Source organism: Novosphingobium sp. (genome assembly GCF_041905565.1).
Taxonomy (GTDB): domain Bacteria; phylum Pseudomonadota; class Alphaproteobacteria; order Sphingomonadales; family Sphingomonadaceae; genus Novosphingobium.
The window spans coordinates 11,948-34,017 of the sequence record NZ_JAYRKX010000005.1; the positions used below are offsets into that span (position 1 = coordinate 11,948).

Genomic DNA, 22,070 nt, shown 5'->3' on the forward strand with positions numbered 1-22,070 from the left:
CCGCGATGAACACCGCCGACCTTCGCATCGCGCTTGTCACGGGCAACTACAACTACGTCCGCGACGGCGCGAACCAGGCGCTGAACCGGCTGGTTGAATACCTGCTGCGTCAGGGCGCGCAGGTGCGCGTCTATTCCCCGACAGTCGATCAGCCCGCGTTTGAACCGCAGGGCGATCTGGTCTCGGTGCCGTCGGTCGCCTTTCCCGGCGGGCGCGGCGAATACCGCTTTCCCCTGGCGCTGAGCCCGCGGGTGCGGCGCGATCTGGCCGCGTTCCAGCCCAACGTGCTGCACGTTGCCTCGCCCGATGTGGTGGCGCACCGCGCGGTCACCTGGGCGCGAAAGCGGCGCCTGCCGGTCATGGCCTCGGTCCACACCCGCTTCGAAACCTATTTCCGCTATTACAACCTGGCCTGGCTGGAACCGGTGATCGAGGCGATGCTGCGCCGGTTCTACCGCCGCTGCGATGCGCTGGTCGCCCCGTCGGAATCGATGGCCCAGGTGCTGCGCGACCAGCGGATGAACTACGATATCGACATCTGGTCGCGCGGGGTGGACCGCGAGCTGTTCAATCCCGAATTGCGTTCGCTGGACTGGCGGCGCGAACTGGGGATCGACGATGACGAGGTGGTGGTCGGCTTCCACAGCCGGCTGGTGATGGAAAAGGGGCTCGACGTGTTTTCCGACACGATCGACGAATTGCGCCGCCGGGGCAGCGTGTTCCGCGTGCTGATCGTCGGCGATGGCCCCGCGCGCGGATGGCTGGAAGCCCGCCTGCCCGAAGCGGTCTTCGCCGGGTTCATGGCTGGCAAGGACCTGGGCAAGGCGGTCGCTTCAATGGACGTGCTGTTCTTCCCCTCCACAACCGAAACCTTCGGCAATGTCTCGCTGGAAGCGATGGCCTGCGGCCTGCCGGTGGTGGCGGCGGCGGCGACCGGCAGCCAGAACCTGGTCAATCACGGCACGTCGGGCCGGCTGATCACGCCCGGTGCGGTGCACCAGTTCGCCGAAGCGCTGCGCGGCTATATCGACAGCCCGGCCCTGCGCGCCGAACACGGCGCGGCGGGCGAGCGCCGCAGCCGCGATTTCAGCTGGGACCAGATCAACCAGGTCGTGGCCGATACCTATCTGCGGCTGATCCGCCAGAAAGCGGCGCAGCGCGGCTGACCTAGCGCAGGATGCCCAGCCCCGCCGCGCGGCGGCTATACCACCACAGGAACGCGATCACCGCCAGGATCACCAGGGGCTGGGCCAGGGTCAGCACCCCGGCCATGGCCTGCGCCGCATAGCTGACCACCGCTCCGAGGGCCGAGACGACGAAAGCGCCAACCGCGTGGCGCGAGCGGGCCAGCATCAGCAGCGAACCCGCCAGCGAGCCCCAGATGCCAAAGGCCCAGCCCGCATGGGCCCAGACCGGCATGTTGGCGATATAGTCCAGCAGTTCCGGCGGTGCGCCGGCCGTTACCGATGGGTCACCCAGGTTCGACAGCGTACAGAGATACGCACCCAAGCCGTTCCACAACAACCCGATTACTGCGATAACCCAATAGCTGCCCGGCACGCTGCCGCTGCGGTGTTCTTCCATGCTCCCGCCCCCCCTGTTCCCGGTGGATCAAGCGAAGCTAACATGGAATTGCGCCGTAACCAAATCAGCCATGCGCGGGGAGCTCAGGCGCTTCGCGTTCCTGCCGGTCGATGCGACCTTGCCGCTCACGATTGCCTTGCCCCATATCCTGCTCGAACGCCTGCAACCGCCTGATGCAAATTCCTGCATAAGGCACTAGGCAGCATGGTGATGAGCGAGTTGTTCCCGCCCGATTCTTCCCCCCACTCCGCGCCCCAACCGGCGGGTGCCGACGCGCCGCTGGCGGACCGGCTGCGCCCGCTGCACCTTGGCGAAGTGATCGGGCAGGACCACCTGACCGGCGCCGAAGGCGCGATCGGGCGGATGGTCGCGGCGGGCAAGCTGTCCAGCATGATCCTGTGGGGCCCGCCCGGCACCGGCAAGACCAGCATTGCCCGCCTGCTGGCCGAAGCGGTGGGGATGCGTTTTGCCGCGGTCAGCGCCGTATTTTCGGGCGTGGCCGACCTCAAGAAAGCCTTTGCCGAGGCCGAGACGGCGGCCAGGGCGGGGCAGCGCACCCTGCTGTTCGTGGACGAAATCCACCGCTTCAACCGCGCCCAGCAGGACGGTTTCCTGCCCTTCGTCGAACGCGGCACGGTGACGCTGGTCGGCGCGACGACCGAGAACCCCAGCTTCGCGCTCAACGCCGCGCTGCTCAGCCGGGCGCAGGTCCTGATCCTCAACCGGCTGGACGAAGCCGCGCTCGATACCCTGCTGACCCGGGCCGAGGCGCTGGAAGGGCCGCTACCGCTGGATGGCGATGCACGCGCCGCACTGGTCGCCAGCGCGGATGGCGACGGGCGGTTCCTGCTCAACCAGGCCGAAACGCTTTACAATGCGAAGCTGGCCGAACCGCTCGACCCGGCGGGCCTCGGCAAGTTCCTGCAGCGCCGCGTGGCGGTCTATGACAAAGACCGCGACGGGCACTACAATCTGATTTCCGCCCTGCACAAATCATTGCGCGGCTCGGACCCGCAGGCCGCGCTCTATTACCTTGCGCGGATGCTGACTGCTGGCGAAGAACCGCTCTACGTGCTGCGCCGGTTGGTGCGCTTTGCCAGCGAAGATATCGGCCTGGCAGATCCGCAGGCGCTGACCCAGTGCCTGGCGGCCAAGGATGCCTACCAGTTCCTCGGCAGCCCGGAAGGCGAACTGGCGATCGTCCAGGCCTGTCTTTACCTTGCCACCGCGCCCAAATCGAACGCGGCCTATGCGGCGCAAAAGGCTGCGTGGAAAAGCGCGCGCGAAACCGGCAGCCTTGCGCCGCCCACCAACATCCTCAACGCGCCGACCAAGCTGATGAAGGACATCGGCTATGGCAAGGACTACGCCTACGACCACGAGGCCGAGGACGGCTTTTCCGGCGCGAACTACTGGCCCGAGGGCATGGCCCCGCAGGCCTATTACCAGCCGGTCGAGCGCGGGTTCGAGCGCGAGGTGCTGAAGCGCCTCGATTGGTGGGACAAGAAGCGCCGCGAACGGCGCGGCGGAGAATGATCTTGCGTTTCGCCCTATTGGCCCTGCCGCTGCTGCTGGCTGCCTGCAACGATGCCCCGGCCCCGACCCCCGCACCAAGCGGAGCAGCCTCGCTCGCTGCCAAACCCACCGCGCCCGCCGCGCCCCCACAAACATCGCCCGCGCAGCGCCCCGATCCGGCCCGCTGCCCCGCGCTGACCCGGGACGACGAAAACGGCCTGCTCGAACGCAAGGCTCCCCTGCCCGTGCCGCCGGCGCTGGCCGGTGTGGTCGCCGCCGACATGAACCAGTTCGCCGTCACCACCCTGGGCGGGGCGCAGGGCTGCATCGACGTGCGCTGGATGGAACAGACCGGCCCGCTGGCACTGAGCACCGACGAACGCTTCCTGACTTTCGCCTGGCAGGGCTACGAAGCCTTCGGGTTCGTTGTGTTTGACCGCAGTGGCAAGGGCCAGGAAGTGGACACCGGCACTCAGCCCGCCTGGTCGCCCTCGCGCGCCCGCTTCGCGGCGGTCGACCTGGGCGAGGCCGCGTTTGGCGCGCTCAACGGCTTTGGCGTGTGGGACGTGCAGCCTGCTGGGATCAAGGAACTGTCCATCCAGGCCGACGGCTTGCCGATGGGCGAATGGCGCATCACCGGGTGGCGCGGCGAACAGTGCGTTGCCCTGACCCGGCAGGGCTATGAAGGCCCGCGCGAGAACTGGTTCGCCAGCGCCGCGCAGGGGTGGAAGCTGCAAGCCGGATCATGCCCCAAGGCGTGACCCGTTTCCGCCACTTCGCCGCGATTGACTGGTCCGGTGCGGCGGGCGAGCGCCACCGCGGGATCGCCTTGGCGCTGATCGGCGCCAATGATCCGGCGCCCGCGCTGGTCCGCCCTGGCCACCGCTGGTCGCGCGGCGAAGTGCTGGACTGGCTGCTGCATGACTTGCCGGACGATACGCTGGTCGGCTTCGACATGGGCATTTCGCTGGCCTTTGCCGATCACAGTGCGTTCTTTCCCGGCTGGGCGGACAGCCCCGGCGATGCCCGCGCGCTGTGGGCCATGGTCGATGCGCTGTGCGCGGCGGACCCGCACCTTGCCGCTTCCCGTTTCGTCGATCATCCCGAGGCATCGCGCCACTTCCGCCGTCACGGCGGGCGCGAGGGTGACCGCTTTGGCAGGGGGCGCGGCCGGCTGCGCGTGACCGAGCGCGCGCAGGAGGCGATGGGCTGCAAGCCCTATTCGAATTTCAACCTGGTCGGCGCGGCGCAGGTCGGCAAGTCCAGCCTGACCGGAATGCGCGTGCTGCACCGGCTGGGGGGCCGCCTGCCGGTATGGCCGATCGATCCCCTGCCTGCTCGCGGTTCGGTCGCGGTCGAAATCTACACCACCCTCGCCGCCATGGCTGCCGGGCGCAGCGCTGCAAAAAGCAAGATGCGCGACTATACGGAACTGAACGCGGCACTGGCAGAACTGGGCACCGGGCCGGTCGCTGGCGAAGGTCCGATTGCCGATCACGCCAGCGATGCCCTGCTCACCGCCGCTTGGCTGCGCGGGGCGGCGCACGATCCGGCGCTGTGGCACCCCGCCGGGCTGACTGAAGAAATCGCCCGCACGGAGGGCTGGACCTTTGGCGCGCGCTGACGCAAAGGGACGTTGCACGACAGTGGCCGGCTTAGCACAGTGGTAGTGCAGCGGTTTTGTAAACCGAAGGTCGGGGGTTCAAATCCCTCAGCCGGCACCAGTCCTAGCGCGCGGCGGGCAGCGCCCCGCGCGTGATCAGGCGGGCCGCGCCGTGGCGCAATTGCTCGAACCGCGCACGATCGGGAATCCGGCCCGCCATGGTCAGCACCACCAGCCCGTGCAGCGCCGCCCAATAGGCATGGGCGATGATGTCGGGATCGCCCTCGAGCAGCCCGGCCTCGACCATTTCGCGGACATAGCCGGTGAGCGTGCGGTGCGAGCGCGCCTCGGCCCGGCGCAATTCGTCGGACTTGTCAGCCTCGTCCTGTTCGAAGGCGAAGATCAGCTGGTAGGCGGCTGGTTCGCTGAAAGCGAAATCGGCAAAGGCCTCGCCAATCGCGCGCGAGCGGTCCCACAGGTCGCCGGGGCCGGCCCAGGCGGCCTCGATCCGGTCGGAAAAGCGGTCGTGCGCGGCGGCGCGGGTGGCGGCGAGCAGGTCGGCCTTGCTGGCGTAATACCGATAGAGCGAAGCCGCCGCGAGGCCGCATTCCGCCGCCACCGCGCGCAGCGAGACCCCGGCCGGTCCCTGCCGGGCGATATGGCGTTCGGCCACGGCGCGAATGCGTTCGCGCGTGGCGGTCACCTGTTCGTCGGTCAGCAGCACGGCCATGCGGCTTGCCATACCGAACAGTGTTAGTTACGACAATGCCAAACAGTGTTCGGTATGAGGATTCGCCTGTCATGACCACGCGCTACCCGCACGTCTTTTCGCCGCTCAAGGTTGGCCACACCCAGATCAAGAACCGCATCCTGATGGGGTCGATGCATACGGGGCTGGAAGACCTGCCCGATGCCGGGCGGCGCATGGCGGCCTATTTCGCGGAACGCGCGAAGGGCGGCGTCGGGATGATCATCACCGGCGGGATCGGCCCCCACCCCACCGCCGGGCACGGCGCCAAGCTGCTCGGGCCGGACGATGTTGCCACCCACCGGCAAGTGACCGAGGCGGTCCACGCCGCCGCGAGCGACGTGAAGATCTGCATGCAGATCCTCCATTCCGGGCCGCTGGCCGGCACGCCCGATTGCGTCGCCCCGTCCCCGGTCAAGTCGCGCATCGCCCGCTTCACCCCGAACGAGCTGACCGAGGAAGGGATCGCCGAACAGATCGCCGCCTTCGCCAACTGCGCCGCGCTGGCGAAGGAAGCGGGCTATGACGGGGTCGAGATCATCGGTTCGGCCGGCTACCTGATTTCGACCTTCCTGGTCGAAAAGACCAACCAGCGCACCGACCAGTGGGGCGGATCGTGGGAAAACCGGATGCGCTTTCCATTGGAAGTGGTCCGCGCCGTGCGCGCCGCGGTCGGGGCGGACTTCATCTTCATCTTCCGCATTTCGGCCATGGACATGCTGCAGGGCGGCCTGGCCTGGGAAGAAGTGGTCAGCCTGGCCAAGGCGCTGGAAGGGGCCGGGGTGGACGTGATTTCGACCCACTTCTGCTGGCACGAAAGCTTCGTGCCGACCATCGCCACTATGGTCCCGCGCGCCGCTTTCACCAGCGTTACCGGGCGGCTGCGCAAGGAACTGTCGATCCCGCTGATCACCAGCAACCGCATCAACATGCCGCAGGTTGCCGAAGACGTACTGGCGCGCGGCGATGCCGACATCGTGTCGATGGCCCGGCCGATGCTGGCCGACCCGGACCTGGTCAACAAGGCACGCGAGGGCCGCGAGGACGAGATCAACACCTGCATCGCCTGCAACCAGGCCTGCCTGGACCACACCTTCACCGGCCAGCTGACCTCTTGCCTGGTCAACGCCCGCGCCTGCCGCGAGGTGGACGTGGTGGTCGCCCCCACTGCCGCGCCCAAGCGGATCGCGGTGGTCGGCGCGGGTCCGGCGGGCCTCGCCTATGCCACCATCGCCGCCGAGCGCGGCCACCAGGTGACACTGTTCGATGCGGCCAGTGAGATCGGCGGGCAGTTCAACCTCGCCAAGCAGATCCCGGGCAAAGAGGAGTTCCACGAAACGCTGCGCTATTTCGCCCGCATGGTGCAGGTGCGCGGCGTGGATCTGCGGCTCAACACGCGGGTTGACGCGCAGCTGCTGAAGGACGCCGGGTTCGACGAAGTGGTGGTCGCCACCGGCATCACCCCGCGCACCCCGGCGATCCCCGGGATCGATCATCCCAAGGTCGCCCGCTACATCGACGTGATCCGGGGTCAGGCGCCGGTCGGCCGCAAGGTTGCGATCATGGGCGCGGGCGGGATCGGCTTCGACGTGGCCGAGCTGATCACCCACGCCGGGACCAGCGCCGCGCTCGACGTGGACGTGTTCGCCAAGGAATGGGGCATCGATTTCAAGCACCACCCGCGCGGCGGGGTGACGGGGATCGAACCGCAGGTTGCCCACAACGAGCGCGAAGTGACCCTGCTCCAGCGCAAGGCCACCCCGGTTGGCCAGGGCCTGGGCAAGACCACCGGCTGGACCCACCGGCTGACCCTGCAGCGGCGCGGGGTGAAGATGGTTTCGGGCGTCGAATACGTGAAGATCGACGATGCGGGCCTGCACTGCGTGATCGGCGGCGAGCCGCAGGTACTCGATGTCGATACGGTGATCCTCTGCGCCGGGCAGGAACCGGCGCGCGGCCTTTATGACGAGCTGGTGGCCATGGGCGTGCCCGCCCAGTTGATCGGCGGCGCATTCGAGGCGAGCGAACTCGACGCCAAGCGCGCGATCAAGCAGGCGACGGAACTGGCGGTGGCGGCCTGAGCGGCCGCCCCGTCATTCCACCATGTAGTAATCGATCACCACGTGGTCGGGCTTGCGGATCCCGCGGGCGACGAAGGCGTGGCGCTGCATCCAGTCCAGTTCCGGCGCGCCGACGCGGAAATTGGGCGTGGTGCGGAAATAGTAGAGCGCGGGATCGACGTCCTCGCCCCGGGCCAGCCGTTCGACCACTTCGGCGGTCGCGGTGCGCAGGCCGGGGTTGGTCACCTCGATCACCGCGCCACTGTCGGTCTTGAGGAAGTATTTCGCTTCGACCTTGGTCAATCCGGCGGGCAGGATGGTCTGCCAGTCGCCCCCGCCGGGCAGCACCTTGCCATGCAGGCGCGGGCCATAGACCTCGCCCCCGGTGACCGCGATGAAGCGGCGGCGGCCGCCTTCGGACGGACCAACCTCGATCGCGGGGTCGAGCGTGGCCTTGACCGAGAAGACATAGGTCAGCGTCGGCGCGGGCGCGGATGCCGCGCTCGGGACATCGGCCCCGGCCGCCCCGGCAAGCGTTGCAAGACCAAGCGCGGCGGCTGCAAACAGAGCTTTCATCGTGCTCTCTCCGTCAGATCGGGAAGTGGCCGGGCTGGGTTTCAACCGTGATCCAGCGGGTTTCTGTAAAGCTGTCGATCCCCTGCTTGCCGCCGAAGCGGCCATAGCCCGACGCACCAACCCCGCCGAACGGCATCTGCGCCTCGTCATGCACGGTCGGGCCGTTGACGTGGCAAATGCCCGACTGAATGCGCTTGGCCACGGTCAGCCCCTTGGCAATGTCACGCGTGAACACGGCGGCGGACAGACCGTACTGCGTGTCGTTGGCCAGTTCCACGGCGTGCTCGCCGTCGCGCGCGCGGATCATGGCGACCACCGGGCCGAAGCTTTCGTCGCGGTAGAGGTTCATCGCGGCGGTCACGCCGTCAACCACGGTGGCGGGCATGACCACGCTGGTGCCCTTGCCGCCGGCGATCACCCGGGCGCCCTTGGCTGCGGCATCGTCGATCAGCGCATTGACGTGGGCCACGGTCTTCTGGTCAACCACCGCGCCGAGCGGGGTGTTGCCCTCGCGCGGATCGCCGGCGGCCATGCTGGCAGCCTTGGCGGCGAACTTTTCGGCAAACTGGTCGGCCACGGCATCGACCACGATGATCCGCTCGGTGCTCATGCAGATCTGGCCCTGGTTCATGAAGGCGCCGAACGCCGCCGCCTTGACCGCTTCGTCAAGGTCGGCATCCTCGAGCACGATCAGCGGGGCCTTGCCGCCCAGTTCGAGCAGGCAGGGCTTGAGGTGCTCGGCCGCGCGCTTGGCGATGATCCGGCCGACATTGGTGCTGCCGGTGAAGTTGATCCGCTTGACCTCGCCAGCGTCGATCAGCGCGCCGACCACTTCGGCCGCATCTTCCGGCGCGTTGGTGACGACCTGGACCACGCCTTCGGGAAAGCCCGCTTCGGCAAAGGCCTCGATGATCAGGGCATGGGTGCGCGGGCAGGTTTCGCTCGCTTTCAGGATCACCGCATTGCCGCAGGCCAGCGGCACGGCGATGGCGCGCACGCCCAGGATGATCGGGGCGTTCCACGGGGCGATCCCCAGGATCACGCCAACCGGCTCCTTCAGCGCCATGGCCAGGCAGCCCGGCTTGTCGCTGGGGATCACTTCGCCGGTGATCTGGGTGGTGATCGCGGCGGCTTCACGCACCATCGATGCGGCCAGCCCCAGATTGAACAGCGCCCAGCCGGCGGTCGATCCGGTTTCAGCCATCATCGCGGCAACGAAGGCATCCTTGCGGGCTTCCAGTGCATCGGCCGCCTTCATCAGCACGGCGCGGCGGGCGTTCGGCCCTTGCGCGGCCCAGGCGGGAAAGGCGGCGGCGGCCCGCGCGGCAATGGCCGGGATGTCCCCGGCCTTCATCGCCTGGGCAGAGGAAGCGGCTTCGCCAGTGATCGGATTGATGCGCGTGAATTCCATGTCGACTCTCCCGAATTGCTATGAAGCATAGCAATGAGCGCGGTGCCGTCAATATCCGCCGCCTCATCCGTTTGCATGATGTCGGTGCGGCCCGAACCTGCGAAGCGAGATGGTACAAGGCGCGGGACACCTTGCCCACGCGCCGGGGAGAGGATGAGATGACCGATCTGCCCAGCCTGCTGGCCCGCGATCCGCAGGACTTCGTCACCCACGACTATGCCGAAAGCTTCGCCCTGGGCGAGAAAGAGCGCGACGAGGCCCAGCTTGAGGCGGCCCGCCAGCGCTTTGCCACGCTGGCCCCGCGCATCGCCCCGCTGGGGCGGATGGCGGCGGAAAACGGCATCACCGAGATCACCCGCTGGGAAGACCTGGTCCCGCTGCTGTTCCCGCACACCGTCTACAAAAGCTACCCGCTGAGCTTCATCGAACAGGGCCGGTTCGACCGGATGACCAAGTGGCTCGGCCCGCTCACCACCACCGACCTGTCGGGCGTGCAAACGCAGGGCGTCGACACCATCGACGACTGGCTGCGCGCGCTGGAAGCAGGCAGCGATCTGGCCCCGATCCACACTTTCGGCACCACCGGCAAACTGTCGATCATGCCGCGCACCAAGGCCCAGATCGACCTGACCGTGCGGATCAACGCCAATTGCATCCGCGATTTCCAGCCCCAGGCGAACGGACAAAAGCGCGACCTGCTGGTCGATCACCTGCCGCTGATCTCGCCCTCCTACCGGCTGGGGGCCAGCGCGATCGCGCGGGGGATGAACCGGCAGGCGGAATTGTATGCAGGCGGGCAGGACAATGCCCTGTTCCTCTATCCCGACGCATACTTCAGCGCCGACGTGCTCTCGCTCGCCGGACGGCTCCGCGCGGCCGAGGCGCGCGGGGAAGCAGGCCAGCTTGCCCTGCCCGCCAGCCTGATCGCCCGGCGCGACGAATTCGCCGCGCGCGAAGCCGGCCGGGCGGCCGACATGGACCGCTTCTTCGAAACGGCGCTGCAGCGTTACGGCGGGCAGGACGTGTTCCTGTTCGCGGTCTGGCCGATCCTGTTCGAATGGGCGGAAGAAGGCCTGAAGCGCGGCCTCAAGGGTGTGTTCGGGCCGAATTCGATCCTGACCAGCGGCGGCGGGTCCAAGGGCAAGGTACTGCCCCCCGATTACAAGCAGCATATCTTCGAATTCCTCGGGTTCGAGCGCTGCCTCGAATTCTTCGGGATGACCGAACTGATGGCCAATGCCCCCAAGTGCGAGCATGGCAATTTCCACTTCCCCCCGGTGGTGGTCCCCTTCCTGCTCGATCCCGACAGCGGCGAGATGCTGCCGCGCGATGGTCGGCGCACCGGGCGGCTCGCCGTGCTCGACCTGCTGCCCGACAGCTACTGGGGCGGGATTGTCTCGGGTGACCGGGTGACCATGGCCGGGTTCGACGCGCCCTGCGCCTGCGGGCGGCACGGCCCTTATCTGGAACCCGACATCGCCCGGTTCAGCGATCTCAAGAACGGGGACGACAAGATCAACTGCGCCGGCGCGCCCGAAGCGCATGACAAGGCCATCGATTTCCTGCTGGAGAAGACCCAATGAGCGCCCCCTTCCGCGTTCCGCTGCTGCTGCGCGGCGAAGTGATCGAACAGGACTGGATCGAACATGGCGGCCGCCGCGGCGGCGCGCAGTTCACCGCGCCGGACCTGGCCGCGCACCTGCCGCGCCTGCCACTGGCCAACCCGTCCTCGCTGGGCGAGCTGTACAGCCTGACGCTGGACGAGATCATCGCGTTCCTGGAACAGCTTGGCGACCGGCTGGTCCTCGCCGACAATGCCTACCTGCAGGAAGCCTTCGAGCTGTCGCGGCTGACCTCGGGCCTGTCGGACCCGATCCTGCGCTATCATTACGAGATGATCCCGTCCTATTTCAGCGCCCGTTCGGTGCGCGACATTGCCGAGAGGACCATCGGGATCGACTACCTTGAAGGCTGGGTGCGCCAGCCCGACGCCGATCGAAATGCGCCGCCGGTGTCGATCCGCGCGGTCGGCGCGCGCGGCGTCCACATCATCGCCGGCAATGTGCCGGTGGTTGGCGTGACCACGGTGATCCGCAACGCGATCACCCGCAGCGACGCGATCATCAAGACCCCGTCGAACGATCCGCTGACCACCGCGGCGCTGGTCCGCACGATGATCGACATGGCCCCCGACCACCCGCTGACCAGCCACGTCTCGGTCGCCTACTGGAAGGGCGGGGACGAGCGGATCGAGCCCGCGCTGTATGACCCGCGCCGGATCGAGAAGATCGTCGCCTGGGGCGGCTTTGCCGGGATCAAGCACCTGACCCAGTATCTCCAGCCCGGGCTCGACCTGATCACGCTGGACCCCAAGCATTCCGGCTCGCTGATCGGCAAGGAAGCCTTCGCTGACGAAGCAACCTTGCAGCACGTGGCCCAGCGCCTGGCGGTGGACATCGGCGCGATGAATCAGGAAGGCTGCGTCAACGCGCGGGTGATACACGTCGAAAGCGGCACCGATGCCGAAGGGATCAAGCGCGCCGAACAGCTGGGTGAACTGACCTTCGCCGCGCTGCAGACGCTGCCGCAGCACCTGTCCACCCCGCACAAGGCATTCGACCGCGAATTGAAGGACGAGATTGACGCGCTGGCTTTCGTGGACGACGAATACACCGTGTATGGCGGACGAAGCAACGAAGGCGCGATCATTGTCTCGCGCTCGGCCAACCCGGTCGATTTCGCGCGGCAACTCGCCTGCCGGGTGGCCAATATCGTGCCCGTGGACGACGTGTCCGAGGCAGTGCGCAGCGTGAACAGCTATACGCAAACCATTGGCATATATCCCGAAAACCTCAAGACCCGGCTGCGCGATCAGTTGGCCTGGCATGGTGCCCAGCGCCTGGCTTCGCTGGGCGGGGCAGCAACGCTCAACCAGGCACCGGGGCCGCAGGACGGGATCGAACCGCTGCGCCGCATGGTCAAGTGGATCGTCGATGAAAGCGGCGACGAGGCCGCTCTGGCGGCCCAGGCCCTGGGATGACGGACGACTGGCAGGCCCTCTCGCTCGCGCTGCTTGGCGGGTTTGCCGAACGGCCGATGTGGCAGGGCCTGCTGCGCGAAATGGCGACGCGGTTCGGCGCGGGCCACATCGCCATCGCGTTCGATCCCCCGCCGGGTGGCGACGCGGGGATGGAAATCGCGCACGGCACGCCGGGGCCTGACGGACAGACGCTCGAGCAGCCGCTCGGCGGCGCGACCTTGCGCCTGTGGCGGGCCGGACCGGCGTTCCCGGACGAGGTGGCCGAGCGGCTGCGCGCAGTTGTGCCGCTGCTGAACCAGGGGGTGGCCCTGCTGCTCCACCAGGCGCAATTGCTGCGCGAACAGCGCATCCTGGCGACCGTAGCCGAAGCCGGCGAACTGGCCGTACTGGCGCTCGATCCGCGCGGGCAGCTGCTTTACGCCAACCCGCTTGGCCAGCAGTTGCTGAGCCAGCAGGACGCGCTGGCGCTGCACCACGGGCGGATCGCCTGCCTCGATCCGCGCACCACGGCGCGGCTGATCGAACTGGTGCGCCACTTTGCCGGGGAACAGCAGGCGGCGACCACGCGCGGGCTGTTCGCCCCGCTGGCCCTGCCCCGCAGCAGCGGCGAAGCGCCGCTGACCGTGCTGGTCCGCCCGGGCCCGGCGTTCGAGCCGGTCAATGCGCCCTTGCAGCGCAGCGCGATCCTGATCGTGCGCGATCCGGCGCGGCGGCCCAGCCTGTCGGCCGAAACGCTCGCCCACCTGTTCGACCTGACCCCCGCCGAAGCCGCGCTGGCAAGCGAGCTGGCCAAGGGCCTGACGCTCGACGATGCCGCCGCCGCGCTCGACATCAGCCGCAACACCGCGCGAAGCCAGTTGCAGGCGGTGTTCCGCAAGACCGGGGTCAGCCGCCAGAGCGAACTGGTGCTGCTGCTGCTGGGTTCCGTGGCAACGCTGAGCGGTTAGGCGGGATGCCGTTGCCCCACACTAACCCGTCACCCCGGGCTTGACGCCGGGGTGACGATGATGGGGGCTGTGGGATAGAAGCCCGCGGCCGGTCTGGAATCCGACCCGTCATCGACCGCCGCAGGGCTTGGCGCATCCGTTCTCTCCAACCGTTGTCGTGTTTGCCCGGCAGGCAAGAACACTTCCGGCTAGAATACATGTCGCAGGATGTATCGAACCGGCCAAGCTGGGCTTTGCCGCGGGCAAATCCGGCTGGGCTTGCCAAGCGCGCGCGGCCTGCGCATCATTCGGCCTTTCTCCCAAGGAGTTGTCCCGATGCGCCATGCCCTGATGCTGATTGCCCCGCTTGCCGTGCTGGCCGCCCCGCTCGGCGCGGTCAAGGAAACCGCCGATCCCGCCGCCGTTCCGGCCGGCACCTACACGGTCGACAACACTCATGCGACGGTGCTGGGCAAGACCATGCACCTGGGCTTTTCGGTCAACACCATCCGGTTCGACACGATCAACGGGTCGGTTACCTATGACCCGGCCAAGCCCGAAGCCAGCACGGCCGACATCACGATCGACACGACCACGCTCAATTCCGGCTTCACCCCGCGTGACAACCACCTGAAGGGCGCGCAGTTCTTCAATGTCGCCGCTTTCCCCAATGCCACTTTCAAGGCCGACAAGCTGGTCAAGACCGGGGCCGATACCGCCGACCTGCCCGGCCAGTTGACCCTGCTGGGCGTGACCAAACCGGTGACGCTGAAGGTCAAGTTCAACGGCTTTGGCAAGGGCATGGACGGCCAGCCGCGGATCGGCTTTGCCGCGACGGGCGCAATCAAGCGCAGCGATTTCGGGATGAAGGCTTTCGTCCCCGCCGTGGGCGATGACGTGGCGCTCGAAGTCGATCTCGAACTCGCCCGCAAGCCCTGAGCCGATGAGCGGGGGCATGGCCGCGCCGGCGCGCTATCACCGCGCGGCGATCACGCTGCACTGGCTGATCGCGCTGGCGCTCGTCGCGCAAGTGGCGCTGGGCTTCCGGTTGGAAGGGATTCCGGCCGGGCTGCTGCAATTCGATGCGTTCCAGTGGCACAAGTCGCTAGGGATCATCGTGCTGCTGCTCAGCCTGGCGCGGCTGGCGCTGCGCTTTGCCCTTCCCCGCCCCGCCCCGTTTGGCAGCGGGCTGTCGCTGCTGGCCGCCAGGGCGGTCCACGGCCTGTTCTACGTAGTGATGATCGGCGCGCCGCTCAGCGGCTGGGTGCTGGTCTCGACCGCCAAGATCAAGCTGCCGACCATGGTGCTGGGACTCGTCCCCTGGCCGCACCTGCCGCTGGGCCGGGCCGCGCATGAACCGGCCGAAGTGGCGCACGGCGTGCTCGGCTGGCTGCTGCCAGCGCTGATCGCCCTGCACGTGGGCGCGGCGCTGTGGCACCATGCCAAGCAGCACCCGGTGCTGGAGCGGATGCTGCCCGCCGGGCGCAATCCAAACGTCGCGCTGGCCTTGGCGGGCGTGCTGCTCGCGGGCGGCGCCTGGCTTGGCTGGACCGGCCCCGTGCCCAACTTGTGGCGCAGCGCCGCCCCGGCGGCGCCAGTCGCGGCGGCCAGCGAAGCGGCGGAACCGGAACCGGACGCCAGCACCGCGGCCCAGCCGGAACCCGCACCCAGCGCCAGCGAAAGCGCCGATGCCAAGGCCGCGCTCAGTCCCGACTGGACCGTCAAGGGCGGCACGCTCGGCTGGACGACCCAGTGGTCCGGGATGCCGATCCAGGGCAGCTTCAAGCGCTGGACCGCGCAGATCCGGTTTGACGAGACCGATCTCGCCACGGCGAAAATCGTGGTCGACGTGGACCTGGCCAGCAGCAGCAGCGGCGATGCCAGCCGCGACGAATCGATCCAGGGGCCGCAATTCTTCAACACCGCCGCCCATCCCACGGCGCGCTTCACCAGCACGCGGGTCAGCAAGGCGGGCAAGGGTTATGTCGCCGACGGCACGCTCGCGCTCAACGGCGTGACCCGCCCGGCGCGGCTGCGCTTCACCCTGAAGATCGACGGTGACCGCGCCGTGGCCACGGGCACTGCCACGCTCAGCCGCTTGGCCTACAAGGTTGGCACCGACGAATGGCAGGCGACCGACCAGATTCCCGATGCGGTGGCGGTCACTTTCACCGTGCGGGCGCAGCGCAAGGCCAGCTAGGCAAGGATCGCCCCGCTTTCGAACACATAGCGCACCAGATCGGCCTGCCCGCGCAGGCCTAGCTGGGCGTAGATTCGCTTGGAATAGTTGCGCGCCGTTTCCAGCGTCAGCCCCATGTCCGCCGCCGCCTCGGCGATCGAGCGCCCCTGGCTGAGCCGCAGCGCCAGTTCCGCCTCGCGCCGGGGCAGGCCCGACAGCTGGGCGAGCAGGGCCGCGCCCATGCCCCCGCGCGGGCGCGGCAGGCGGCAGAGCACCTGCACCACCGGCAGGCTGGAAGCGGCGGCGGGCTGGCTGCCGTTGGGCAGCAGCACGGCTTCGACGCGGGGCTCGGCGCTGAGTTCCAGCGCCTGCGGTGCAGCGGCGGGGTCCTGCGCAAAGCGGGCCGCGGCCTGGGCCAGCTCGCGCTCGGCCGCCGGATCGGGCAGGCGCAGGCGCTCACCCTGGCGCAGGGCAAAGCCGGGCAGCGCGCCCAGCCGCTCGGCCAGCCCCGCCTCGGCCGCGACCAGCCGCGCCTCGCGGTCAAGCAGCAGCCAGCCAGTGCCGCACCGCGCCAGCGCCGCGCCGTTCATCTCGGCCTCGATCCGGCGGCGTTCCTCGATCAGGAAGCCGCGCAGGGCCATCGCGACATAGGGCGCGAGGCTGGCCAGCAGCGCGCTGTCGGCCGCGCTGCATTCACTGCCGCGCGCCACCAGCAGCCAGGCGCTGATCCCGCCGTCCAGCGCCAGCCGCACGATCCGTTCATCGACGATCCCCAGCGCGGCGATGTAGCGCGCCCGAAACATGGCATAGTCGGCATCGACATCGCCGAATTCGCTGACCGCATAGACCCGCCCGGGGCGCAGCCGCTCAAACGGGAAGCGATCGAGCAGGTCAAGGCTGTCGAACCCCAGTGCGCGCGCTTCGCCGCGCAGGTCGCGCCCGGCGTGGAATTCGGTCACCTCGTGCATCGTCCGCTCGCCCTGGCGGAAGAACAGCCCGGCATAGTCCGCCTGGGTGCGCCGCCGGACCCGTTCGAGGAAGGTGGCGAAGCGCTGTTCCTCAAGCATGCCGGACAGCAGCGGCAGCAGCAGTTCGGTCTCGTCGGTGCTGGTCAGGGCCATACCCTCCCATATGGGAGGTTAACGACCGTGTCACCCCTGTATCACGCCGTCCCAGCGATACCCGCACCCAAGGATTCGGCCATGGCCCCAGCGCACACTCCCCTCACCCACCTCCAGCGGCTGGAGGCCGAGGCGATCCACATCATCCGCGAAGTGGTGGCCGAGGCGGAGCGGCCGGTGATGCTCTATTCCGTCGGCAAGGACAGCGCGGTGATGCTGCACCTGGCGCGCAAGGCGTTCTATCCCGCGCCGCCGCCGTTCCCGCTGCTGCACGTCGATACCACCTGGAAGTTCCAGGACATGTACGCGTTGCGTGACCGCATGGCCAAGGAAAGCGGGATGGACCTGCTGGTCTATCACAACCCCGAAGCCGCCGAACGCGGGATCAACCCGTTCGATCACGGCGCGCTGCACACCGACATGTGGAAGACCGAAGGGCTCAAGCAGGCGCTCGACAAGTACGGCTTCGACGCGGCCTTCGGCGGCGCGCGCCGCGACGAGGAAAAGAGCCGCGCCAAGGAACGCATCTTCTCCTTCCGCACCGCCAGCCACGGCTGGGACCCGAAGAACCAGCGGCCCGAGCTGTGGAACCTGTACAACGCCCGCAAGAACAAGGGCGAGAGCATCCGCGTCTTCCCGATCAGCAACTGGACCGAGCTGGACGTGTGGCAATACATCCACCTCAACGATATTCCGATCGTCCCGCTCTATTTCGCGGCCAAGCGCCCCACGGTGGAACGCGACGGACTGCTGCTGATGGTCGATGATGACCGCTTCCCGCTGAAGCCCGGCGAAGTGCCGGTCGAACGTTCGATCCGGTTCCGCACGCTGGGCTGCTATCCCCTGACCGGCGCGGTGGAAAGCGAGGCGAAGACGCTGCCGGAAGTGATCCAGGAAACCCTGCTCACCACCACCAGCGAACGCCAGGGCCGCGCGATCGACAAGGACGCGGGCGGCGCGGGCATGGAAGTCAAGAAGCAGCAGGGGTACTTTTGACGTGCCACGGAATGCGCAGCGTTCCGCAACGTCAACCCCGGACTTGATCCGGGGTCAGGCTTCCTTGCCTTGTGCCCAAATCAACAGCTGGATCCCGGATCAAGTCCGGGATGACGGGTGAACCTATGACCGACGCAATCTATCAGACCGACGCCCTCATCGCGGACGACATCGACGCCTATCTGGAAACCCACCAGCACAAGACCATGCTGCGCTTCATCACCTGCGGGTCGGTGGACGATGGCAAGTCCACTTTGATCGGACGACTGCTGTACGACAGCAAGATGATCTTCGAGGACCAGCTTGACGCGCTGCACGCGGATTCGAAGAAGGTCGGCACCCAGGGGCAGGACATCGATTTCGCCCTGCTGGTCGATGGCCTTGCCGCCGAACGCGAACAGGGCATCACGATCGACGTCGCCTACCGCTTCTTCAACACTGAAAAGCGCAAGTTCATCGTCGCCGATTGCCCGGGGCACGAACAATACACCCGCAACATGGTGACCGGCGCCAGCACGGCGGACCTGGCGGTGATCCTGGTCGATGCGCGCAAGGGCGTGCTGGTGCAGACCCGCCGCCATTCGTACCTGTGCCACCTGATCGGCATCCGCAACCTGGTGCTGGCGGTCAACAAGATGGACCTGGTGGACTATGACCAGGCCACGTTCGACGCGATTGTCGCCGACTATGCCGAGTTTGCGAAAAGCATCGGCATCGAGAGCTTCACCGCCCTGCCGATTTCCGGTTTCAAGGGCGACAACATCACCACCCTGTCGGCCAACACCCCGTGGTATTCGGGCCCGACGCTGGTCGAACACCTGGAAACGGTCGAGGTCAATTCGGCCCGCGATGCGGAAAAGGCCTTTCGCCTGCCAGTGCAATGGGTCAACCGCCCGAACCTCGATTTCCGGGGTTTTGCCGGGCTGATCGCCAGCGGCAGCGTGAAGCCGGGCGACGAAGTGCGGGTGCTCCCTTCGGGCAAGACCAGCACGGTCACCCGCATCGTGACGCAAGATGGCGACCTGCCCGAAGCCGTGGCCGGCCAGTCGGTCACCCTGTGCTTTGCCGACGAGATCGACTGTTCGCGCGGCAACGTCATCGCGCTGGCCGACCAGCCGCCGCAGGTGGCTGACCAGTTCGAGGCAACGCTGGTCTGGCTGAACGACGAAGCGCTGATCCCGGGCCGCGCCTATTGGCTGAAGCTGGCGACGCAGACCGTTTCGGCTACCGTGCAGCCGCCCAAATATGCCATCAATGTCAACACCCTGGAACACGTTGCGGCCAAGACGCTTGACCTCAACGCGATCGGCGTGGCCGAAGTGACGACCGACAAGCCGCTGGTGTTCGAACCTTACGGCGAGAACCGCACGCTGGGCGGCTTCGTGCTGATCGACAAGCTGACCAATGCCACGGTCGCGGCGGGCATGCTGCATTTCAGCCTGCGCCGTGCGCAGAACGTCCACTGGCAGGCGCTCGACATCAGCCGCGAGGCGCATGCCGCGCTCAAGAACCAGAAGCCGGCGGTGCTGTGGTTCACCGGCCTGTCGGGGGCGGGAAAATCAACCATCGCCAACCTGGTCGAAAAGAAGCTGCACCGGATGAACCGGCACACGTTCCTGCTCGATGGCGACAACGTCCGCCACGGGCTGAACAAGGACCTGGGCTTTACCGAGGCCGACCGGATCGAGAATATCCGCCGCGTCGGCGAAGTGGCCAAGCTGATGGCCGATGCCGGGCTGATCGTGATTACCGCCTTCATCAGCCCGTTCCGCGCCGAACGCGAAATGGTCCGCGCGATGCTGCCCGAAGGCGAATTCGTCGAAGTGTTCATCGACACTCCGCTGGCCGATGCCGAGGCGCGCGATGTGAAGGGCCTGTACAAGAAGGCGCGGTCGGGCCAGCTCAAGAACTTCACCGGGATCGACAGCCCCTATGAAGCGCCGATCAACCCCGAAATCCGCGTCGACACCACGGCGCTGAGCCCCAAGGAAGCCGCCGAACTGATCGTCGCTCGGCTGCTTGGGGACGATTGACCATGCTGCTGTTCCGGGGCCGCGAAACCCACAGCCGGTCCCTGATCAAGGGGATCAGCTGGCGCGTCCTGGGCAGCATCGACACGTTCCTGCTGAGCCTGCTGTTCACCAGCAGCGCCAAGGCCGCCGGCGCGATCGCCGGGACCGAGGTGATTACCAAGGTGCTGCTTTATTACTTCCACGAACGGGTCTGGGCATCGATCGGCTGGGGGGCCAGTCCCGCCCCGCCCCCGCCCGACGATCCCGCCGCGATGATCTGAGGAACCCTGCGATGAGCGATGCCATGACCGATGCCGAACTTGCCGCCCACCTGGCCGAAGTGGCCGGACGGCTGCTGCTGGAAGTGCGCAGCGCCGGAGTGCTGAGCCTCAAGGCGCTGGGCCGCGCCGGTGATGCCACCGCCAACCAGTTCCTGTGCCATGCGCTGCGCGAACAGCGCCCCGACGACGCGCTGCTGTCGGAGGAGGAAAAGGACAACCTCGACCGGCTGAACGCCAGCCGCGTGTGGATCGTCGATCCGGTCGATGGCACGCGCGAATATGGCGAGGAACGCGCGGACTGGGCGGTCCACGTCGCGCTGGCGGTGGACGGCGTGCCGGTGCTGGGCGCGGTCGCGCTGCCGGGCGCCGGCGAAGTGCTGCGCAGCGACCGGCCGGGCACGGTGCCCCCTGCCCCGGCGCAGCTGCGCATGGTCGTCAGCCGCACCCGCCCCGCCGCCGAAGCCGTCGCCGTGGCGGAAAAGCTGGGGGCCGAGCTGATCCCGATGGGCAGCGCCGGGGCCAAGGCGATGGCCGTGGTGCTGGGCCAGGCCGACATCTACCTGCACACCGGCGGGCAATACGAATGGGACAGCTGCGCCCCCGCCGCCGTGGCGCTGGCGCACGGGCTGCACTGCTCGCGGGTCGATGGCAGTCCGCTGGTCTACAACCAGGCCGATACCTACATGCCCGACCTGCTGATCTGCCGCCGGGAACACGCACCGCTGGTGCTGGACGCGCTGCGCGAGCTGGGCCAGCAATCATAACCCAATTGGGTTATGCACTAAAGGGAGACTCGCGTTAGGCTCATCCGCAGTCGGCCATGACCGGCAGGAGCGGGAGAGCCAGCAATGAAGTTTTCGATCATCTATGAAGCGCAAATGGTCGACACCAGCCGCGAGAACGAAGCGGCCGTGTTTCACCAGATCGTCGACCAGGCAAAATACGCCGAGGAAATGGGCTTCGACTGCATCTGGTGCGTCGAACACACCGCGCTGACCCAGTATGCCCACATGTCGGCCCCGGAAACGGTGCTGGCCTTCATCGCGGGCGCGACCAGCCGCATCCACGTTGGCCACGGCGTGGTCTGCCTGCCCCCGGCGATGAACCACCCGGTCAAGGTGGCCGAACGCGTCGCCACGCTCGACGTGCTGTCGAAGGGGCGGCTGCACTTCGGCATGGGCAAGGGCGGCACCCAGCAGGAAGCCGGCACGTTCGGCTATGACCTCAGCGAACTGGGGCCGATGATCGACGAGGCGATGTACCTGGTCCCCAAGATCCTCAAGGACGGCTTCGTCGAACACGACGGGACCTATATCAAGATCCCGGCCCGGCCGATCCACCCCGCCCCCTACCAGGACCCGCATCCGCCGCTCTACATGGCCTGCACGCGCGAAGCCACGCTGCTTCAGGCCGGCGGGCGCGGGATCGGCGCACTGGTGCTGGGCTTCTCCGGGCCCGAGGAAATCGCCAAGAAGAACGCGATCTACCGCGAGGCGTTCCGCAACCGCAAGGCCGAGGACCAGGTCGGCTACCGCCCGACCGAACACCTGGCCGCACTGTGCGCCGCGACCGTGCTGGACGACCGCGAAAAGGCCCGCAAGGTCGGCCTGCGCGGCCAGCGCTTCTTCGCGGAAAGCATCGCCTACTGGTACCAGGGCGGGCCGAAGCCGACCGTGGACGACAATCTGACCGCCGATGACCACGCCAAGGTGCTGGAATCGGGCAAACAGGCGACCATCGCCTACCTGTCGGAAGAAGCCATCCCGGTGGGCGACGAGCACCTGTCGAACTACACCGTGGCGCAGGACGCCTATGGCACGCCGGACGATTGCATCCGCTATGTCCAGCGCCTGAAAGACGCGGGCGCGGACGAGATCCTGTTCATTTTCCAGATGGGCGGCATCCCGCACGACGTGATCATGGAATCGATCCGCAACATCGGCGAAAAGGTCATCCCGCACTTCCGCGCGCTGGAACAGGCCGAAGCCGTCGCCGCCGAATAGGCGGGACTGGCCAGG

General features: G+C 67.6%; 20 protein-coding genes and 1 tRNA gene. 16 read left to right on the forward strand and 5 right to left on the reverse strand.

Features of this window, described 5'->3' with window-relative positions:
- Positions 1-5: 5 nt before the first annotated feature.
- Positions 6-1,166 (forward strand): glycosyltransferase family 4 protein, encoded by a 1,161-nt coding sequence (locus ACE3N9_RS05400; RefSeq protein ID WP_374281627.1) that lies wholly within the window; start codon positions 6-8, stop codon positions 1,164-1,166.
- Between the two features lies 1 nt (position 1,167).
- Here the strand turns inward: ACE3N9_RS05400 and ACE3N9_RS05405 are convergent, their stop codons facing one another.
- Positions 1,168-1,584 (reverse strand): hypothetical protein, encoded by a 417-nt coding sequence (locus ACE3N9_RS05405; RefSeq protein ID WP_374281629.1) that lies wholly within the window; start codon positions 1,582-1,584, stop codon positions 1,168-1,170.
- Between the two features lie 210 nt (positions 1,585-1,794).
- Here ACE3N9_RS05405 and ACE3N9_RS05410 point away from each other — a divergent pair, with 210 nt between their 5' ends.
- From ACE3N9_RS05410 to ACE3N9_RS05425, 4 genes are all read left to right on the forward strand, one after another.
- Positions 1,795-3,120 (forward strand): replication-associated recombination protein A, encoded by a 1,326-nt coding sequence (locus ACE3N9_RS05410; protein ID WP_374281630.1) that lies wholly within the window; start codon positions 1,795-1,797, stop codon positions 3,118-3,120.
- Complete coding sequence (locus tag ACE3N9_RS05415; RefSeq protein WP_374281632.1) at positions 3,117-3,860, forward strand: hypothetical protein; 744 nt, start codon at positions 3,117-3,119, stop codon at positions 3,858-3,860. Before ACE3N9_RS05410 ends, ACE3N9_RS05415 begins: the two co-directional genes overlap by 4 nt.
- The gene (locus ACE3N9_RS05420) at positions 3,845-4,723 is read left to right on the forward strand and encodes a hypothetical protein (protein WP_374281996.1); all 879 of its coding nucleotides are present in this window, start codon (positions 3,845-3,847) and stop codon (positions 4,721-4,723) included. The genes ACE3N9_RS05415 and ACE3N9_RS05420 overlap by 16 nt, the downstream gene beginning before the upstream one ends.
- Before the next feature lie 25 nt (positions 4,724-4,748).
- Positions 4,749-4,823, forward strand: a tRNA-Thr gene (locus ACE3N9_RS05425).
- Positions 4,824-4,826: 3 nt separating this feature from the next.
- On the opposite strand, the gene ACE3N9_RS05430 is transcribed toward ACE3N9_RS05425, so the two are convergent.
- On the reverse strand, positions 4,827-5,432 hold the full coding sequence (locus ACE3N9_RS05430; protein WP_374281634.1) for a TetR/AcrR family transcriptional regulator: 606 nt from the start codon (positions 5,430-5,432) through the stop codon (positions 4,827-4,829).
- A 71-nt stretch (positions 5,433-5,503) separates the two neighbouring features.
- Between ACE3N9_RS05430 and ACE3N9_RS05435 the strand changes: the two genes are divergently transcribed.
- On the forward strand, positions 5,504-7,531 hold the full coding sequence (locus tag ACE3N9_RS05435) for an FAD-dependent oxidoreductase (RefSeq protein ID WP_374281636.1): 2,028 nt from the start codon (positions 5,504-5,506) through the stop codon (positions 7,529-7,531).
- 12 nt (positions 7,532-7,543) lie between these two features.
- On the opposite strand, the gene ACE3N9_RS05440 is transcribed toward ACE3N9_RS05435, so the two are convergent.
- Both ACE3N9_RS05440 and ACE3N9_RS05445 read right to left on the reverse strand, forming a co-directional pair.
- Positions 7,544-8,086, reverse strand: a complete 543-nt coding sequence (locus ACE3N9_RS05440; RefSeq protein WP_374281638.1) for a DUF3237 domain-containing protein — start codon at positions 8,084-8,086, stop codon at positions 7,544-7,546.
- Positions 8,087-8,099: 13 nt separating this feature from the next.
- Positions 8,100-9,497 carry an aldehyde dehydrogenase gene (locus ACE3N9_RS05445; protein WP_374281640.1) on the reverse strand — a complete coding sequence of 466 codons (1,398 nt, stop codon included), beginning with the start codon at positions 9,495-9,497 and terminating at the stop codon, positions 8,100-8,102.
- 158 nt (positions 9,498-9,655) lie between these two features.
- Between ACE3N9_RS05445 and ACE3N9_RS05450 the strand changes: the two genes are divergently transcribed.
- The 5 genes from ACE3N9_RS05450 to ACE3N9_RS05470 all read left to right on the forward strand — a co-directional run bounded on the left by ACE3N9_RS05450 (position 9,656) and on the right by ACE3N9_RS05470 (position 15,663).
- Positions 9,656-11,080, forward strand: coding sequence for a hypothetical protein (locus ACE3N9_RS05450; protein WP_374281642.1), 1,425 nt, complete (start codon positions 9,656-9,658; stop codon positions 11,078-11,080).
- Positions 11,077-12,537 (forward strand): acyl-CoA reductase, encoded by a 1,461-nt coding sequence (locus tag ACE3N9_RS05455; protein WP_374281644.1) that lies wholly within the window; start codon positions 11,077-11,079, stop codon positions 12,535-12,537. The genes ACE3N9_RS05450 and ACE3N9_RS05455 overlap by 4 nt, the downstream gene beginning before the upstream one ends.
- The gene (locus ACE3N9_RS05460; RefSeq protein ID WP_374281646.1) at positions 12,534-13,484 is read left to right on the forward strand and encodes a helix-turn-helix transcriptional regulator; all 951 of its coding nucleotides are present in this window, start codon (positions 12,534-12,536) and stop codon (positions 13,482-13,484) included. The genes ACE3N9_RS05455 and ACE3N9_RS05460 overlap by 4 nt, the downstream gene beginning before the upstream one ends.
- A gap of 315 nt (positions 13,485-13,799) precedes the next feature.
- A complete protein-coding gene (locus ACE3N9_RS05465; RefSeq protein ID WP_374281648.1) occupies positions 13,800-14,402 on the forward strand; it encodes a YceI family protein in 603 nt (200 codons plus the stop codon).
- On the forward strand, positions 14,356-15,663 hold the full coding sequence (locus ACE3N9_RS05470) for a YceI family protein (RefSeq protein ID WP_374281650.1): 1,308 nt from the start codon (positions 14,356-14,358) through the stop codon (positions 15,661-15,663). The genes ACE3N9_RS05465 and ACE3N9_RS05470 overlap by 47 nt, the downstream gene beginning before the upstream one ends.
- Here ACE3N9_RS05470 and ACE3N9_RS05475 read toward each other — a convergent pair.
- Positions 15,660-16,763, reverse strand: a complete 1,104-nt coding sequence (locus tag ACE3N9_RS05475) for a helix-turn-helix transcriptional regulator (protein ID WP_374281652.1) — start codon at positions 16,761-16,763, stop codon at positions 15,660-15,662. The two genes, ACE3N9_RS05470 and ACE3N9_RS05475, sit on opposite strands and share 4 nt — an antisense overlap.
- Positions 16,764-16,844: 81 nt before the next feature.
- Between ACE3N9_RS05475 and cysD the strand changes: the two genes are divergently transcribed.
- The 5 genes from cysD (at position 16,845) to ACE3N9_RS05500 (ending at position 22,055) form a co-directional block, all read left to right on the forward strand.
- Positions 16,845-17,759, forward strand: a complete 915-nt coding sequence (cysD, locus tag ACE3N9_RS05480) for a sulfate adenylyltransferase subunit CysD (RefSeq protein ID WP_374281654.1) — start codon at positions 16,845-16,847, stop codon at positions 17,757-17,759.
- Positions 17,760-17,884: 125 nt separating this feature from the next.
- Positions 17,885-19,792: a sulfate adenylyltransferase subunit CysN gene (gene cysN / locus ACE3N9_RS05485; protein WP_374281656.1), complete on the forward strand. Its 1,908-nt coding sequence runs from the start codon at positions 17,885-17,887 to the stop codon at positions 19,790-19,792.
- A gap of 2 nt (positions 19,793-19,794) precedes the next feature.
- A complete protein-coding gene (locus ACE3N9_RS05490; protein WP_374281658.1) occupies positions 19,795-20,052 on the forward strand; it encodes a DUF2061 domain-containing protein in 258 nt (85 codons plus the stop codon).
- Between the two features lie 11 nt (positions 20,053-20,063).
- Positions 20,064-20,816, forward strand: coding sequence for a 3'(2'),5'-bisphosphate nucleotidase CysQ (locus ACE3N9_RS05495; RefSeq protein WP_374281659.1), 753 nt, complete (start codon positions 20,064-20,066; stop codon positions 20,814-20,816).
- A gap of 84 nt (positions 20,817-20,900) precedes the next feature.
- Positions 20,901-22,055: an LLM class flavin-dependent oxidoreductase gene (locus ACE3N9_RS05500; protein ID WP_374281660.1), complete on the forward strand. Its 1,155-nt coding sequence runs from the start codon at positions 20,901-20,903 to the stop codon at positions 22,053-22,055.
- Positions 22,056-22,070: the final 15 nt, after the last annotated feature.